The sequence below is a fragment of the Nocardia sichangensis genome, assembly GCF_047200615.1.
Lineage (GTDB): Bacteria > Actinomycetota > Actinomycetes > Mycobacteriales > Mycobacteriaceae > Nocardia > Nocardia sichangensis.
The window spans coordinates 297,744-312,246 of the sequence record NZ_JBJZOK010000002.1; the positions used below are offsets into that span (position 1 = coordinate 297,744).

The 14,503-nt window shown below is 68.8% G+C and carries 18 protein-coding genes and 2 pseudogenes; 16 read left to right on the top strand and 4 right to left on the bottom strand.

Annotated elements, in window-relative coordinates; all coding sequences use genetic code 11:
• Window positions 1-709: 709 nt before the first annotated feature.
• Window positions 710-1,690, top strand: coding sequence for a TerC family protein (locus tag ACL03I_RS03910; RefSeq protein WP_355070191.1), 981 nt, complete (start codon window positions 710-712; stop codon window positions 1,688-1,690).
• A gap of 4 nt (window positions 1,691-1,694) precedes the next feature.
• Here the strand turns inward: ACL03I_RS03910 and ACL03I_RS03915 are convergent, their stop codons facing one another.
• Together ACL03I_RS03915 and ACL03I_RS03920 are read right to left on the bottom strand one after the other, a co-directional pair.
• Window positions 1,695-1,979 carry a YciI family protein gene (locus ACL03I_RS03915; protein ID WP_355070193.1) on the bottom strand — a complete coding sequence of 95 codons (285 nt, stop codon included), beginning with the start codon at window positions 1,977-1,979 and terminating at the stop codon, window positions 1,695-1,697.
• Between the two features lie 25 nt (window positions 1,980-2,004).
• Window positions 2,005-2,571, bottom strand: coding sequence for an amino-acid N-acetyltransferase (locus tag ACL03I_RS03920; protein WP_355070195.1), 567 nt, complete (start codon window positions 2,569-2,571; stop codon window positions 2,005-2,007).
• 142 nt (window positions 2,572-2,713) lie between these two features.
• Here ACL03I_RS03920 and pgsA point away from each other — a divergent pair, with 142 nt between their 5' ends.
• From pgsA to pspM, 5 genes are all read left to right on the top strand, one after another.
• Window positions 2,714-3,373: a CDP-diacylglycerol--glycerol-3-phosphate 3-phosphatidyltransferase gene (gene pgsA, locus ACL03I_RS03925; protein ID WP_355070196.1), complete on the top strand. Its 660-nt coding sequence runs from the start codon at window positions 2,714-2,716 to the stop codon at window positions 3,371-3,373.
• The gene (locus tag ACL03I_RS03930; protein ID WP_356961469.1) at window positions 3,370-3,897 is read left to right on the top strand and encodes a CinA family protein; all 528 of its coding nucleotides are present in this window, start codon (window positions 3,370-3,372) and stop codon (window positions 3,895-3,897) included. The genes pgsA and ACL03I_RS03930 overlap by 4 nt, the downstream gene beginning before the upstream one ends.
• 112 nt (window positions 3,898-4,009) lie before the next feature.
• Window positions 4,010-4,459: a helix-turn-helix domain-containing protein gene (locus ACL03I_RS03935; RefSeq protein ID WP_355070200.1), complete on the top strand. Its 450-nt coding sequence runs from the start codon at window positions 4,010-4,012 to the stop codon at window positions 4,457-4,459.
• 199 nt (window positions 4,460-4,658) lie between these two features.
• Window positions 4,659-5,480, top strand: coding sequence for a PspA/IM30 family protein (locus ACL03I_RS03940; protein WP_355070202.1), 822 nt, complete (start codon window positions 4,659-4,661; stop codon window positions 5,478-5,480).
• A gap of 138 nt (window positions 5,481-5,618) precedes the next feature.
• Complete coding sequence (gene pspM / locus ACL03I_RS03945; RefSeq protein ID WP_412805152.1) at window positions 5,619-6,509, top strand: phage shock envelope stress response protein PspM; 891 nt, start codon at window positions 5,619-5,621, stop codon at window positions 6,507-6,509.
• A 10-nt stretch (window positions 6,510-6,519) separates the two neighbouring features.
• On the opposite strand, the gene ACL03I_RS03950 is transcribed toward pspM, so the two are convergent.
• Window positions 6,520-6,720, bottom strand: a complete 201-nt coding sequence (locus tag ACL03I_RS03950; RefSeq protein WP_067809022.1) for a hypothetical protein — start codon at window positions 6,718-6,720, stop codon at window positions 6,520-6,522.
• A 244-nt stretch (window positions 6,721-6,964) separates the two neighbouring features.
• Here ACL03I_RS03950 and ACL03I_RS03955 point away from each other — a divergent pair, with 244 nt between their 5' ends.
• The 7 genes from ACL03I_RS03955 (at window position 6,965) to ACL03I_RS03985 (ending at window position 12,635) form a co-directional block, all read left to right on the top strand.
• Complete coding sequence (locus tag ACL03I_RS03955; RefSeq protein WP_397275702.1) at window positions 6,965-8,482, top strand: bifunctional phosphatase PAP2/diacylglycerol kinase family protein; 1,518 nt, start codon at window positions 6,965-6,967, stop codon at window positions 8,480-8,482.
• Between the two features lie 166 nt (window positions 8,483-8,648).
• Window positions 8,649-8,816 (top strand): hypothetical protein, encoded by a 168-nt coding sequence (locus ACL03I_RS03960; RefSeq protein ID WP_355070207.1) that lies wholly within the window; start codon window positions 8,649-8,651, stop codon window positions 8,814-8,816.
• A 79-nt stretch (window positions 8,817-8,895) separates the two neighbouring features.
• The gene (locus tag ACL03I_RS03965) at window positions 8,896-9,519 is read left to right on the top strand and encodes a PRC-barrel domain-containing protein (RefSeq protein ID WP_355070209.1); all 624 of its coding nucleotides are present in this window, start codon (window positions 8,896-8,898) and stop codon (window positions 9,517-9,519) included.
• 231 nt (window positions 9,520-9,750) lie between these two features.
• Window positions 9,751-9,924, top strand: coding sequence for a hypothetical protein (locus ACL03I_RS03970; protein ID WP_355070211.1), 174 nt, complete (start codon window positions 9,751-9,753; stop codon window positions 9,922-9,924).
• Between the two features lie 59 nt (window positions 9,925-9,983).
• Window positions 9,984-11,141, top strand: coding sequence for a glycosyltransferase (locus ACL03I_RS03975; RefSeq protein ID WP_355070213.1), 1,158 nt, complete (start codon window positions 9,984-9,986; stop codon window positions 11,139-11,141).
• Between the two features lie 64 nt (window positions 11,142-11,205).
• Window positions 11,206-11,400 (top strand): DUF3046 domain-containing protein, encoded by a 195-nt coding sequence (locus tag ACL03I_RS03980; protein WP_355070215.1) that lies wholly within the window; start codon window positions 11,206-11,208, stop codon window positions 11,398-11,400.
• Window positions 11,397-12,635: an aminoglycoside 3'-phosphotransferase gene (locus ACL03I_RS03985; protein ID WP_355070216.1), complete on the top strand. Its 1,239-nt coding sequence runs from the start codon at window positions 11,397-11,399 to the stop codon at window positions 12,633-12,635. The genes ACL03I_RS03980 and ACL03I_RS03985 overlap by 4 nt, the downstream gene beginning before the upstream one ends.
• Before the next feature lie 3 nt (window positions 12,636-12,638).
• Here the strand turns inward: ACL03I_RS03985 and ACL03I_RS03990 are convergent, their stop codons facing one another.
• Window positions 12,639-13,154, bottom strand: coding sequence for a CGNR zinc finger domain-containing protein (locus tag ACL03I_RS03990; protein WP_412805204.1), 516 nt, complete (start codon window positions 13,152-13,154; stop codon window positions 12,639-12,641).
• A gap of 154 nt (window positions 13,155-13,308) precedes the next feature.
• On the opposite strand from ACL03I_RS03990, the pseudogene ACL03I_RS03995 reads away from it, so the two are divergent.
• From ACL03I_RS03995 to ACL03I_RS04005, 3 genes and pseudogenes are all read left to right on the top strand, one after another.
• Window positions 13,309-13,769 (top strand): annotated as a pseudogene (locus tag ACL03I_RS03995) (VOC family protein).
• 92 nt (window positions 13,770-13,861) lie between these two features.
• A pseudogene (locus ACL03I_RS04000) lies at window positions 13,862-14,017 on the top strand (pyridoxamine 5'-phosphate oxidase family protein); the annotation flags it as partial.
• Between the two features lie 24 nt (window positions 14,018-14,041).
• Window positions 14,042-14,491, top strand: a complete 450-nt coding sequence (locus ACL03I_RS04005; protein ID WP_355070223.1) for a nuclear transport factor 2 family protein — start codon at window positions 14,042-14,044, stop codon at window positions 14,489-14,491.
• Window positions 14,492-14,503: the final 12 nt, after the last annotated feature.

The following is a 14,503-nucleotide window of genomic DNA, read 5'->3' on the forward strand; positions in this document are numbered from 1 at the left end:
GAAGGAGACCGCTGCTCTACCGGCTGAGCTACGTCCGTTCGCACGAAAAAGGGGTCGCTCCTGGCGATTCGCCGCGGAGTGACCCCTTTCGATACGGTCTGCGAAAGACACGTTCAGGGGCGGCTCCGCGCGGCTCGCCAGGAGACGGACCAGGCTGATAGCGCGGCGCCGGTGCGCGAGACATCGCTCGGCGACACCTGTCGCTCCGCCGTCCCGGTCATCGTCTCGCCTTCCTGTGGTCTGATCTTCGCCGGCTCAGAAGGTAACACCGGATGTCGGTGTTGGGAACCGCTTTTCCCTAGCCGACGACCCTACCCGGTCAGTTCTTCCGTGCCTGAAGGGTATAGCTCAACGGTAGCCTTTCCGGGTGCCGGGTCAGCCGCCATTCACCGTCCCGGCCCGTTGTCATCAGGCCGGGCAGCGCGTTCCACGGAACACTGCGATGTTCGACCAGGCCGGTCAGCGTGAGGTCCGCCGCGGCAGCGCGGTCACGACCTCGCCGAGAGGTTCCGTTCGTGCGTGGTGGTCCGGCTGAACCAGGCGTCGGTCTCGAAGTAGGCGGTGCGGTAGTCGTCGGCCACGAACGTCGACGGTGGCACGAACGGCCGGGTGAACGCATGTGGAATTATGGTCGGCAATCACCTCGCTATCGCGCAGTAACGGACAAATCGGGCATTATGGACATCATGTTCTTCGATCGGCACGCCGCATGCACGTAACCGCACTCGAATGGGGGATCACCGTCGTGGTGATCCTCGGCCTGTTCGTCTTCGACTTCTACGCCCACGTGCGCACTCCGCACGAGCCGACGTTCCGGGAATCCGGCTTCTGGTCCGGGGTCTACATCGGGCTGGCGCTGCTGTTCGGCGGCGTGGTCGCCTGGCAGTGGGGTTCGACCTACGCCGGGGAGTACTACGCGGGTTTCGTCACCGAGAAAGCGCTCTCGGTCGACAATCTGTTCGTCTTCCTGATCATCATGTCCACCTTCGCGGTGCCGCGGATCTACCAGCAGAAGGTGCTGCTGATCGGCATCGTGCTCGCCCTGGCCATGCGCGGCGCGTTCATCGCCGTCGGCGCGGCCGCGATCGGCGCATTCAGCTGGGTGTTCTACCTGTTCGGCATGTTCCTCGTCTACACCGCGGTGAAGCTGCTGCGCGAGAGCGGCCACGAGGTCGAGGTCGAGGAGAAACGAGACAGCCGGATCGTCGCACTGGCCAAGCGGGTCCTGCCGACCACCGATGAATACGACGGCGACAAGCTGGTGACCAGGGTGGACGGACGCCGGGTGGTCACGCCGTTGTTGCTGGCGCTACTGGCCATCGGGTTCGCCGACCTGCTCTTCGCGCTGGACTCCATCCCGGCCATCTACGGACTGACCGAGCAGCCGTACCTGGTCTTCACCGCGAACGCGTTCGCGCTCATGGGCCTGCGGCAGCTGTACTTCCTGATCGGCGGATTGCTCGACCGGCTGGTGTACCTGTCCTACGGACTGGCGGCGATCCTGGCGTTCATCGGCATGAAGCTGGTGCTGCACGCCCTGCACGAGAACACGTTGCCGTTCGTCAACGGCGGCGAGCACGTCGCGGTCCCGGAGATCTCCACGTCGGTCTCGCTGGGTGTGATCCTGGTCATCCTGGTGGTCGCGACGGTCGCCAGCCTGCTCCGCACGCGGGTCCGAGCGGACCGGTAGCCGCTCAGGGCGCGAAGGCGCCGAAGACGGGAGCCCATTCCACGGCGCGGACCTCGTCGATGAGGTTCGCGCGGGCGAACGGGTCCTGGGCGAGCAGGTCCTTCAGCTGTCCCGCGTCCGGCGAGCGGAAGAGCAGCAGCGCTCCGGACCCGTCCGGGTACGGACCGCTGCTCAGCAGGGTGCCCGACTCGAGCAGCCCGGCCAGCCAGGCTCGGTGCTCGGGTCGGTGGACGTCGCGGTCTGCGGCGGTGGCCTCGGAATAGGCGTAGTGGACGGCGAAGATCGGCACGGGTATCGCTTCCTGTGGGTTGGGCTCAGAGCGTCAGCAGCATCCGAGTATTGCCGAGAGTGTTCGGCTTCACATAGCTCAAGTCGAGGAACTCGGCCACGCCGGTGTCGTAGGAGCGACACATCTCGGCGTACACCTCGGCGGTGACCGGCGTGCCGTCGATCTCGACGAAGCCGTGCCTGCCGAAGAACTCCACCTCGAAGGTCAGCACGAACAGCCGTTCCAGCTCGAGTTCGCGCGCCACCGCGACGAGACGTTGCACGATGAGCTTGCCCACACCGCTGCCCTTGACGTCGGGATGCACCGCGACCGTGCGCACCTCCCCGAGATCGGCCCACAGCACGTGCAGCGCGCCGCAGCCGACCACGCGGCCGTCGAGTTCGGCGACCCAGAATTCCTGCACCGCCTCGTAGAGGGTGACCAGGTTCTTCTCCAGCAGGATGCGGCCGGCGTAGACGTCGACGAGGCGTTTGATCTCGGGCACGTCGGAGGTTCGCGCGCGTCGGACGACCGGGAGGGAGCTCTGCGCGGCCGAAGCCGCGCCCGGATACGCGTCGCTGGTCGAACCACCTAGTGGTCCCCGAGAGGTCATGGGGTGCACAGTAGTCGGCTCGGCTACCGATAGTCTGAACGTGTGCCGCAGATCCACTCGTCCAACTCACCGCATCGCGCCGGGCGGCGCGGCGGTCCGACGAGGCGGCCGTGAGCGAGCCGATCGCCGGTGAGGCGATGGCATGAGCGTGCAACCCGACGAGACGGACCGCCCCTGGAGCGCGCCCGCCCCGGTCCGTCCCGGCTTCGCGCCCGCGCAGGCCGAGAGCGGCCCTCCGCTGCTGAACATCGCGAACGTGCTCACCATGTTGCGCATCGCGATCGTGCCGCTGTTCGTCGTCGCGCTGTTCGCCGGAGATGGTCACCAGACCGGTTGGCGGATCGCCGCCGCGGCGCTGTTCGGCATCGCCGCGATCACCGACCGGTTCGACGGGCAATTGGCTCGCAAATACGGGTTGGTGACCGATTTCGGCAAACTGGCCGATCCCATCGCGGACAAGGCGCTGATCGGGTCCGCGGTGATCGGCTTGTCCGTGCTCGGCGACCTGGCCTGGTGGATCACGTTGGTGATCTGCGGCCGGGAGATCGGCGTCACACTGCTGCGTCTGATCGTCGTGCGGCGCGGAGTCATTCCCGCAGGGCGCGGGGGAAAACTCAAAACACTGGTCCAGTCGGTGGCCATCGCCATGCTCCTGCTGCCGCTGTCGGGCTGGGTCGCCGGTATCGGCATGCTGCTGATGTATGTGGCGGTCGCGCTGACCGTGGCCACCGGCCTCGACTACGTCGGTCAGGCGGCCCGGGTGTGGTTCGCGGGCGGCCCGGGGCGGAACCGCGGCGCATGAGCGATCCGCTGGTCGCCGACGTGCCCGCCATCGATCTCGTTCGTGCGCTGGTGACTGTGCGGCAAACGGTAGCCACCGCGGAATCGCTGACCGCGGGTCTGCTCGCCGCGACCATCGCCGGGGTACCGGGCGCCAGTGCCGTGCTGCGCGGCGGGTTGGTGGTCTACGCCACTGACCTCAAGCACAGCCTCGCGGGCGTCGACGCGGAGGTCCTCGCGGCCGAAGGCCCGGTGGCGGCGAGCACCGCCGAACAGCTGGCCGTCGGCGCGCGCACGCGCTGCGGCGCGGACTGGGGTGTGGGGCTGACCGGCGTGGCGGGCCCCGATTCCCAGGACGGGCACCCGGTCGGCACGGTCTTCCTCGGACTGGCCGGTCCCGGGCACACCGAAGTGATGCGGTTGAAACTCCCCGGCGACCGGTGGACGATCAGAATCGGTGCGACGCGCACGGCGGTGGCGGAATTGCTGCGGTGTGTGCGGGAGGCGGGCACGGACCCGGCCGACCGCGTCGGGCGGAGCGGCTGAGGTGCTTCCGGCGGGAACCATCCACCCCGGTTCCGACGTTGTGCCAGAAAGAACGGCATGCGTGGGGTCGGCGATCGCGTCGGCCCCGCGACCGGGAGCGAAGGAGAACGAGATGACGCTGCTGCGAGAGGCGATCGGGGACAGTCTGCGGCGTGCGCGTCTCGCCCAGAGCCGGACCTTGCGCGAGGTGTCGACATCGGCGCGAGTGAGTCTCGGCTATCTCTCCGAAGTCGAGCGGGGTCGCAAGGAGGCCTCCAGCGAACTGCTTGCCGCCATCTGCGAAGCGCTGGACGTCCCGCTGTCGCGGGTGCTGTGGGATGTGAGCACGATCATGGCCGGTGTCGACGCGGCGACGGCAGGCGCGCCCGCGGACGAGGCCGCGGCCGCCGCGGCCGAGCCGGAGCGGACGGCGGCCGAGCCCGCCGCGCAGCCCGAGTCCGCGTCCGCGGCGGCAACCATGTCGGCCGACGCCGCGGCGCGGCCGCTGCCGCTGGCGGAGGACACCCGGATCGTCATCCCGGCGCCGCGATCGGACATGTTGGTCCTGGTGAAAGGTGCGTGACCGGCGACGAGTTGCGGCCACGGCGGCAACGCTGCGGGCCGGTGCGGAAAGCGGATAGATTCTCCGTAGGCGTCGGTTGGGCCGGGTTCGCCCGGCCCTGGTGCCACATGGTGGAGGATAGGCACATATCGGGTGCGTGACGGTCGCGCACTGGAGTCGCGCCGGAGCGCGGCATGTCAGATGGAGGCGGGATCAATCGATGGCTAATCCGTTCGTCAAGGCCTGGAAATACCTGATGGCCCTCTTCGACGCGAAGATCGAGGAGCACGCGGATCCGAAGGTCCAGATTCAGCAGGCTATCGAGGAAGCCCAGCGGCAGCATCAGGCCCTTTCGCAGCAGGCCGCCTCGGTCATCGGCAACCAGCGTCAGCTGGAGATGAAGCTGAACCGGCAGCTGGACGAGGTCGAGAAGCTCAACGCCAACGCACGTCAGGCCGTCCTGCTGGCCGATCAGGCCACCGCGGCGGGCGACACCGAGAAGGCGATCCAGTACACCAACGCCGCCGAGGCGTTCGCCGCGCAACTGGTCACCGCCGAGCAGTCCGTCGAGGACCTGAAGGTCCTGCACGACCAGTCGCTGCAGGCGGCCGCCCAGGCGAAGAAGGCCGTGGAGCAGAACGCGATGCTGTTGCAGCAGAAGGTCGCCGAGCGCACCAAGCTGCTCAGCCAGCTGGAGCAGGCCAAGATGCAGGAGCAGGTCTCCGCCTCGCTGCAGCAGATGGATTCGACGCTGTCGGCGCCCGGCAGCACGCCGAGCCTGGACGCGGTGCGCGAGAAGATCGAGCGCCGCTACGCCAACGCGCTGGGCGCAGCGGAACTCGCGCAGAATTCGGTGCAGGGCCGCATGCTCGAGGTGCAGCAGGCCAGCATCCAGATGGCCGGGCACAGCAAACTGGAGCAGATCCGCGCGTCCATGCGCGGGGACCAGTTGCCCGCCGGTGGCGCCCAGCCCGCCATCAATCCGGCACAGGCCGGTTCGGCACAGCCGCAGATGAACAAGGGACAGGCCGCGCAGCAGTAGCCGCCTCCGGGTGTTCGGCGAACACGTGTCGGTGGGGGCTGGTTCACTGGAGGACAAGGCGTGGGGACCCGACCGGCCGGCCGTCGGCCGAGTCGGGTCCCGGTCTGTCCGATGTGTGCAACCGGTGGGAGAGAAGGTATGAGCGGCAGTGCATTTCGCGAGCGTCGGCCCGAAACGCGGCGCCTGCGCGGGACGGCGATGATCCGGGCCCAAGCCGCGCTCGCGCCACAGCCGGGCAGCCTGCCGGACAGTCTTCGCGAAGTCGGTGAGAACGCGCTCGTCGCCGTGCGGCGCTGGGCCGATCCACGGGAGTGGGAGCTGCGCCGCCGCCGCAGGGCCCGCCGCCGCACCTTCCAGCTGGGCACGGTGTCCGGCCTCACCACAGTGGGAACCGTTGGCCTCGTCGCCCTTTCGGCGCCGGTGTGGGCCGTGGTCGTGGTCGGCGGCGGCGCGGTGGCACTGGTCACCGGCGCGGCGCTGAGCACTCGTCGCTATCTGCGACTGCGGGGAGCGCCGCTGCCGCATGCGGCGTTCCTCCCGCGTAAGCAGCCACCGGTATGGTCGAACGCCCGGCCGTCGATCGCGCGTCTGGTGCGCGCGGAGAAGGCCTTGCACGGCTTGGGCGTTCAGATCGCCCGCTCGCATCGGCTGCCCCCGGACGAACTGGCCGACATGCTCGAGACCGCCGCCTCGGGCGCGGCGGCGCTCCATGCGCTGGCTGCCGACATCACGGCGATGGAACAGGGGCTCGGGGCCATCGGAAGCGCGAATTCGCCCGCGGCGGTGGCGCTCACCGAGAATCTGCGGCTGATCCTGGCCAGGCTCGACGCGGGCGTCACGGAGTACGAGCAGGTGGTGGCCGCGGCGGGCCGGATTCTCGCGGTGCCGGAGACCACCGTGGTGCGGCACAACTTCGACACCATCGTGGCGGATCTGCGCCACGCCTCCGACCGGCTGGACGGGTGGGCGCAGGCCCTCATCGAGGTGGCCGACAAATCGGTGCCCGCGTCGCCGCGGCCACCGATCTGATCCGGGCCGGTCAGCTCGGCCGGTCCCGGCGGCGAAGTTCCTCGGCCCTGGCCCGAAACGCCGCGCCGACGAGTTCGCGGCTCTCGGCCATGAGGTCGAGCACTTCCCACGACGCTTTGCGGGCGGCCGATCCGACGATTCCCGCGATCGCCGAACCGTGCCGCCGGGCCGCGGCCGCGAGTTCCTGTGCCAGCTCGTTCGTCTGTTCCATCGGGGTCCCGGCCGTCAGAGGAGATTCAGTGCATGACTGTGTGCTGATTGGGGTGTCTGCGTCATTGGATCGTCCCTTCCCTGTTGTCGCGCAGCGCCGTTTGGCGTTGAAGATCAGAGTACATCCGTGCACTGAAGTCGCATCGGTCTCGACCGCGCTGGGGATCCGGCGCACGCCTGAGCACTCGCGTCCGCATGGAGCGGTCGTGTGGGCGCGGCGCTCGAGCGGTCGGTAGGCTGCGGCGATGCGGTTTCTCTCGACTCGCGAACGCGACGGTGGGGTGATCGGAATGACGAGCAGCCTGGATCGCTGGCTGGTCGGCCGCAGTGCGCGCGTGCGTGCGACTCCTGCGGACCGGGCATTGAAGGCATTGAGCACCGCCGCCGACAAGAGTCGCTTGTGGATGGCGCTCGGAGCGGTCCTGTTCGTCGCCGGAGATCGCTCGGCCCGGCGCGGCGCGGTGCGCGGGTTGCTCGCGCTGAGCATCGCCAGCGGCGTGGCCAACGGTGTGGCCAAGCCGCTGTTCCCGCGCCGTCGTCCGCCGGACGAATCCGTTCCGTTCGTGCGCAGGCTGGTCGCGCCGCCGGTCTCGTCATCGTTCCCCTCCGGGCACGCGGCCTCCGCCGCGGCCTTCGTGACGGGCTTGGCGCTGGAATCGCCCGCGGCGGCCGTCGCGGTGGCCCCGGTCGCCGCCGCGGTGGGATATTCGCGTGTGCACATCGGCGTGCACTGGCCCTCCGATGTGGTCGCGGGCGCGCTGTTCGGTAGCGCGGTCGCACTGGTCACTCGGCGGTGGTGGGCGGTGCGCGACGACGAACCCGCCGCGCTCGGTCCGGTCGAACACATCGACCCGCTGCCGAAGGGCGCCGGATTGCTGCTGATCGGCAATCCGCACGCGGGATCGGGCGATGGCGACGACGCGCTCGCCGACCTGCGTGAGCGACTGCCGGCCGCCGAGGTGCTGGAACTGGGCGGCGACGATTTCGAGGAGCGGGTCGACGAACTAATGAGGCGCGACGATCTCCGCGCTCTCGGCGTCGTCGGCGGGGACGGAACGGTGTCGGCCGTCGCGGAGTACGCGGTCCGTCACCGGTTGCCGCTGGCGGTATTCGCGGGTGGCACGCTGAACCACTTCGCCAGGGACGCCGGAGTGGAGCGGACCGACGTGACCGTCGCCGGGCTGGAAGCGGGCGAAGCGGTGCGGGTCGACGTGGCGGGTGTCTGTTTGGACGGCGCCGAGCAGCGCACCTTCGTGAACACCGCCAGTCTCGGCGGCTATCCCGATTTCGTCCGTGTTCGCGAGCGCTGGGAACGGCGGATCGGCAAATGGCCTGCGGCGGGAATCGCGATGGTGCGCGTGCTGTTCCGCGCCCAGCCGCTGCACGTCACCGTCGATGGCGCCCACACCGCGCTCTGGATGCTGTTCGTGGGCAACGGCACCTACCATCCGGCCGACCAGATCCCCATGTCGCGTCCGGAGTTGCGCGGCGGCACCCTCGATGTCCGTTACTTGCGCGCCGATGTCCCGTTCTCGCGGCTGCGGCTGGTCTTCGCGACGTTCACCGGCACGCTGGAGTATTCGCCCACCTATCGGCACCGCAGGGTTTCCCGGGTGGATGTGCGGGTCGCCGAGGAGGCGGTGTCGCTGGCCACCGATGGCGAGGTCGACCATCGCGGCAAGGACTTCCGATTCACCAGCGGACCGTCGGCGCTGATGCTGATCAAGCGTGGGCGCGCGGGGAACTCGCAGCGAAATACATAACGAATAGCTATCAGATAGCTGTGTCGTCGCTTCTGGCGCGGCGTGTCGGCGAATTGGGTACTGAGCCTGGTTTGGTCGAGGAATGCACGGGTAGTTGCCATCATGTAGCTGATCATTTCCGGTCTCGTCTGGGGCCGGGCACATGCACTACTGGCAGGAGCACGTCATGCTCGATGTTTCCTACCGTCGATCGCTGCTCGACCAGGACACGCAGCGGCTGGACGTCAGCCGGTATCTGACGTGTGACAGCGCCGAGGACCCGGTGCGGCTGTCGCGCAGAACGCAGCGCGTCGTCGCGAGCCCCGACGTCACGGATCGACCCACCAGCGATTGAACTGCTTTTCCCAGCACGCGCGGTGGACAGCCGCGTTCTGTCGAGCTGCGCATCGCACGGACGAACTGCGGAGGAACCCATGACTGAAATGCTGGAAACGCTCATCGGCAGCTCGGTGTACGGCCCCGAAGGCGAGAAGATCGGCAAGGTCAAACGGGTCTACGTCGACAACAATTCCGGATCGCCCACCTGGATCGCGGTATCCACCGGTCTGTTCAGCGCCGACGCGTTGGTCCCGCTTGCGGGCGCCGAGCATCGCCCCGAGGCGGCCGTGTTGCAGGTGCGAGTCGGTAAGGACGCGGTCAAGGCCTCGCCGCAGCTGGACCACAACGGGCAGATCAGCCCACAGGCCGAGCAGGAACTGTTCGACCATTATCAGATCGATCCGGATCAGTCCGCCTGGGATGTCTACGGCAGGCAGCCGGTGCCGCAGCCGCCGCGCACCCGCCCCGCGATGACCCGCCCGCCGGAGCGGCGGACCGGGGAGCCGGGAGGCGTCGCCACCGCGCGAATGCGGAACAATACGGGTCCGGACGAGGAGACGTTGCGGATGCCGGCGTCCGGCGATCGGTCGCGCATGGGCCTGGATCCGATGGTCGACCCCTACGCGGTCGACACTGCCGATCTCGGTATGCGGGAACCGGATGGCATGCCGCACGACGATCCTCTGGCCGGCGAGTTGCCGGACGCCGAGCCCCGCTGATCGGCTCGTCCTCGACGATGGTGTGCGCGTCCTCCGACGCGCACACCATCGTGGCGTGTTCGGGACGGGAGATCTTCGGTCGGCGGCGAAACCCCGATCGCCGCGCGACAAGCGGGGCGCCGGCCTAAGGGGGAACCCTGATTTACACCCCGAAATGCCTCCCCACCTGGTGATTTCCGCTGATCCAAGTGCCATGCTCGAAGCGGAAACCGACTTCTTGGAGGCATCGAAATGTTGTGGAAGATCATCGGCATCGTCGCGGTCGTCTGGATCGCGCTGGCCGTCATCGGCGCGCTGATCAAAGGCCTGTTCCCCATCCTGGTGATCAGCGCCATCGTGTTCGGGCTGTACCTGCTGTACAAGGCGGTCTCGGGCTCGGACAAGTCGACGGTGAGCAAGCTGTAGCGAGCGGTGCCGCGATGCGGGTGTGATCGACCTCGAAGGGGTTGTGGCAGGCTAGGCGGATGCGAGTAGCCGTCGTCGCAGGGCCCGATCCCGGTCACGCGTTCCCCGCTATCGCGTTGTGCTCGAAATTCCTGGCGGCCGGTGACGAGCCGGTCCTGTTCACCGGTCCCCGGTGGTTCGACGCCGCCCTCGCCGCCGGAATCGGCGTGCGCAGACTGAAAGGCCTGGCGCCGCGACCGGTGGACGACGACGCCGACGCCGGGCAGCGCATCCACGAGCGGGCCGCGCACATCTCTACCGAGATCCTGCCCGAATTGAGCGCCATGCTGCCCGAACTGGTGATCTCCGACGTCCTGACCGCGGGCGGCGGCATGGCCGCGGAACGGCTCGGCGTCCCCTGGGTTGAGCTGTCCCCGCATCCGCTGTACCTGCCGTCGAAAGGGTTGCCGCCCATCGGAAGCGGGCTCGCGCCCGGTTCGGGTCTGCGCGGTCGGGTGCGCGACGGCGTACTGCGCGGCATGACCGCACGCGCGCTGCGGAACGGGCGTCGCCAGCGGGAGCGGGCGCGTGAGAGCGTCGGCCTCCCTGCGGTCGATCCCGGGCCCGCCGCGCGCCTGATCGCCACCCTGCCCGCGCTCGAGGTACCGCGCCCCGACTGGCCGGAATCCGCCCACGTGATCGGCCCGCTGCTGTGGGAGCCGACCGACACGATCCTGGACCTGCCGCCCGGGGACGCGCCGCTGGTCATGGTCGCGCCCTCGACCGCGCACACCGGTGTGGCGGGCATGGCCGAGACCGTCCTGCGGGCGTTGGAGGGAACCGGTGTCCGCGTGGCCATTTCGATGCTGGACACGCCGCCCGCCGATCTTCCGCCATGGGCCACGGCGGGGTTGGGGCGGCAGGACGAACTGCTGACCCACGCGTCCGTCGTCGTCGGCGGCGGCGGTCACGGCCTGCTCGCCAAAACGCTGTCCGCCGGCGTCCCGATCGTCACCGTTCCCGGCGGCGGCGACCAGTGGGAGCTGGCCAATCGCGCGGCGCGACAAGGTAGTTCGATCGTCGTCCGGCCGCTTTCACCCGAGGCCGTCCGTGCCGCGGTCGGTGCGATCCTCGCCGACCCGCGCTACACCCGAGCGGCGAGGGAGGCCGCCGCCACGCGCGATTTCCCGGACCCGGTCGCCCTGTGCCACCAGGTCTGTTACGCCGTCCAACCCTGACCGGAGCGGGTGCCGGGCGTGCCCCTGACCAGCGAACGCAGGGGACGGGAGTAAGTTCGGGACGGTGCGGTTGACCGAGTTTCAGGAACTGTTGCACACCGAGTTCGGTGTGGCCCGCGGCGACGCCCTGCTGACCGACCACGTGATCCCGGCGTTGGGCGGGCGCACCGGCGCCGCCGCCATCGAGGCCGGAACCGATCCCCGCGACGTCTGGCGCGCCCTGTGCGCCGAATTCGACGTGCCGAGGACGCGCTGGTGAGCGCCCCCGGGCAGGTGGAGCGCGACGAGCCGCTGTACCGGTTCGACGAGCGGCAGCGGATGATCCCGCACGACCCGGAACGTTTGGCGGTCCGGGTGGCGCAGGCACACCCCGACGACTTCGCGAGCTACCGGCAGACCGGCATCGAGTTGATGCTGCTCGGCCGCTACGACGAGGCGCTCGACCACCTCGATCGTGCGCTCGAACTGGTGGACACGGAGCGGCGCCGGATCACCGTGTGGATCAACTTGGGCGACGTCTACCGCTATCGCGGCGACGCGGGCACCGCGGAGACGTTGTACCGCCGCGCCGTGGAACACGCGCGGGTAGCCGCGCCGGAGGTGCTCTCGTTCGCCGTGCAGCACCTGGGCAAGGCGCTCGCCGAACGGAACCACCTGGCCGAGGCGCGCGAACTGCTGGCCGAGGCGATGCGGCTGCGCGTGGCCGAGGGCGATCCCGAGGAGATCGAAGCCACCCGCACCGCGCTGGACACGCTGGGCGAGCTGCCGATTCCGTTGCCGCCCACCGTCGCGGCGTTGTTCGGCGAGGTGCCGAGCTGGTCGGACGAGCACGAGGGCATGAGCGGTGGTGTGGTGCGCGTCGACGGCGCCTACTGGCTCAAACGCGGTCCGAAGGCCGTCGCCGAGTATCGGCGGCTCACCTGGCTGCGTGAGCGCGGGATCGCCGTGCCGGAGGTGACGGCGTTCGAGGACGACGTGCTGGTGCTCGCGGACGTGGGCGCGCCCAGCTTGTCGGCGGGCTCCGGCGGCGCTCACGCGGCCTCGATCGGCGCCGTGCTCGGCGCGCTGTTGCGCCGGCTGCACAGCATTCCGGTCGGCGAGTGCCCGTTCGACGGACGCCTGGACGTCGTGCTGGCGCGGGCGCGCCGCAACGTGGTCGAAGGTCTCGTCGACGCGGACGATTTCGACGACGACAACGCCGGGTCCACCCCCGCGGAGATCCTCGAGCGGCTGCTGGCACAGCGGCCGGAGCGTGAGGATCTGGTGGTGGCGCACGGTGATTTCACCCCGCCGAACGTGCTGGCGAACGGCGTCCTCCTCGATGTCGGCGGGCTCGGTGTTTCCGACCGTTACCGTGACCTGGCGCTCGCCGTCCGCGACCTGCGCGCGGATTTCGGCGAAGCGGAGGTGACGGCCTTCTTCGCGGCCTACGGACTGGCCGAGCCGGACGAGAGCCGCTTGACGTATTACCGGCTGCTCGACGAATTGTTCTGAGCCTCAGGGTTTTCGCGCGTAGTGCCGCGCCGCTTTGGTGCGGTTGCCGCAGGTGGCCATGGAGTGCCAGCGGCGGGTTCCGTTCTTCGAGGTGTCGTAGAAGAACAGCACGCACTCCGGATGCGCGCATTGGCGGATCCGATCGGATGCGGTGCGCAGCAGCTCCAGCAGGTTGTCGGCAGCCAGCCAGCCGGGCAACCAAGCTTGCTCCGGGACGTCCACCAGGTCGGCGGGCCCGGACGCGGTGAGCGCGCGGCGGACGCGGCCGTGTTCCAGCACGTCGTTGAGTCCGGCGGGGGAAGCGTGCACCACCACGTCGTAGATGGCGGTCCGGGCGGTCAGCACCGCGTTCAAGGTGGCTTCGTCGGCGGTCGCGCGATCGGTGAGGCCCGCGGACGCCAGCCAGGTGTGCAGGCCGGTGACATCGGTGAGCAGGTCCTGTGGTCCGTGCTCGATCCATCTCGTGTTCAGCAGATCGAGCGCCAGGGGTTCACCGAGGTGGGGGCGTGGATCGGGCATGCCCGAGGGTACCGAGTGGGCGCCGTCGTCCACGGCCGTCACCTCCTTTCTAACCGTTGAAAATTATTTAGATGGTTGACACCATTGTTCTCGGGTCGGTACGTTCTAACCAGTGAAACCGCATAAGGCGGTTGAATCTTCCGAGGAGGAACTCATGACCACGGTTGCCGCGCCTCAGCTCAGCACCGGGCACATCGGCCTGAACGTCTCGGATCTGGATCGTTCGGTGGACTTCTACCGTCGGGCCCTTGGTTTCGAACAGCTCGCCGCGAGCGCCGACGAGCAGCGCCGTTGGGCCTTCCTGGTCGCGACGGCAAGCTGGTGGTCACGCTGTGGCAGCAGAGCGGCGGCGCGTTTTCCACCGAAACGCCTGGGCTGCATCATCTTTCGTTCCAGGTAGACAGCATCGACGAGGTACGCGCGGTGGAACGGGTGCTGCGTGAACTCTCGGTCACCTTCGCCCACGACGGCGTGGTGGCGCACGGCGAGGGCGTCGCCTCCGGTGGGATCTTCTTCACCGATCCCGACGGCATCCGGCTGGAGGTGTACGCGCCCAGTGGCGCGGAATCCGCTCCCGCGCCCAGCGGTGCGGCACCGACCTGCGGCTTCTTCTGATCCGGCCGCGTAGCGAAGGGAGTATCGCGATGGAGGCGTTCCACCGCGGGGAGGTCGCCGTGCAGCGCCGGATGGGGCAGGCGGACATCGCCTTGCAGCTCACCGGCACGGCCGAGTTGGTCTGGGCAGCCGAGACCTTCACGGCGGGCGCGCAGTGCTCCCTCGATTTCACCATCGAAGAGGTGGTCGAGCGATCCACGGGAGCGCTGCGATGGGGCCCTGCCGAACTTTCTCCCGTGAATCCCTGAGACTTCGAGAAAAGGAGTTGTCCCATGCGACCTCCGCTACCCCCGTTCGACGCGGAATCCGCCGAAGCCAAGGTGCGGGCTGCGGAAAACGCCTGGAACACGCGCGATCCCGAACGGGTCGCCGCCGCGTACACCGAAGATTCGGTGTGGCGCAATCGCGACGAGTTCTTCACCGGCCGTGACGCCATCGTCGAGTTCCTCACCAGGAAGTGGTCCATCGAGAACGGCTACGCGCTGCGCAAGGATCTATGGGCCTTCCACGGCAACCGCATCGCCGTGCGGTTCCAGTACGAATGGCACGACGAGTCCGGCCGGTGGTTCCGCAGCTACGGCAACGAGCAATGGGAGTTCGCACCGGACGGGCTGATGTCCCGGCGTGAGGCCAGCATCAACGATGTCCCGATCGGGGAATCCGAGCGGCGCATCTTCGGGCCACGCGAGCCTGGTGACGAGTCGGTGCTGCCGCAGCGTTAGGGCCGCCGGGGC

Coding starts and splice junctions, on each gene's coding strand:
- ACL03I_RS03910 (WP_355070191.1), top strand. CDS start 710: ATGCACGTAACCGCACTCGAATGGGGGATCACCGTCGTGGTGATCCTC.
- ACL03I_RS03920 (WP_355070195.1), bottom strand. CDS start 2,571: ATGACCTCTCGGGGACCACTAGGTGGTTCGACCAGCGACGCGTATCCG.
- pgsA (WP_355070196.1), top strand. CDS start 2,714: ATGAGCGTGCAACCCGACGAGACGGACCGCCCCTGGAGCGCGCCCGCC.
- ACL03I_RS03930 (WP_356961469.1), top strand. CDS start 3,370: ATGAGCGATCCGCTGGTCGCCGACGTGCCCGCCATCGATCTCGTTCGT.
- ACL03I_RS03935 (WP_355070200.1), top strand. CDS start 4,010: ATGACGCTGCTGCGAGAGGCGATCGGGGACAGTCTGCGGCGTGCGCGT.
- ACL03I_RS03940 (WP_355070202.1), top strand. CDS start 4,659: ATGGCTAATCCGTTCGTCAAGGCCTGGAAATACCTGATGGCCCTCTTC.
- pspM (WP_412805152.1), top strand. CDS start 5,619: ATGAGCGGCAGTGCATTTCGCGAGCGTCGGCCCGAAACGCGGCGCCTG.
- ACL03I_RS03950 (WP_067809022.1), bottom strand. CDS start 6,720: ATGGAACAGACGAACGAGCTGGCACAGGAACTCGCGGCCGCGGCCCGG.
- ACL03I_RS03955 (WP_397275702.1), top strand. CDS start 6,965: ATGCGGTTTCTCTCGACTCGCGAACGCGACGGTGGGGTGATCGGAATG.
- ACL03I_RS03960 (WP_355070207.1), top strand. CDS start 8,649: ATGCTCGATGTTTCCTACCGTCGATCGCTGCTCGACCAGGACACGCAG.
- ACL03I_RS03965 (WP_355070209.1), top strand. CDS start 8,896: ATGACTGAAATGCTGGAAACGCTCATCGGCAGCTCGGTGTACGGCCCC.
- ACL03I_RS03970 (WP_355070211.1), top strand. CDS start 9,751: ATGTTGTGGAAGATCATCGGCATCGTCGCGGTCGTCTGGATCGCGCTG.
- ACL03I_RS03975 (WP_355070213.1), top strand. CDS start 9,984: ATGCGAGTAGCCGTCGTCGCAGGGCCCGATCCCGGTCACGCGTTCCCC.
- ACL03I_RS03990 (WP_412805204.1), bottom strand. CDS start 13,154: ATGCCCGATCCACGCCCCCACCTCGGTGAACCCCTGGCGCTCGATCTG.
- ACL03I_RS04005 (WP_355070223.1), top strand. CDS start 14,042: ATGCGACCTCCGCTACCCCCGTTCGACGCGGAATCCGCCGAAGCCAAG.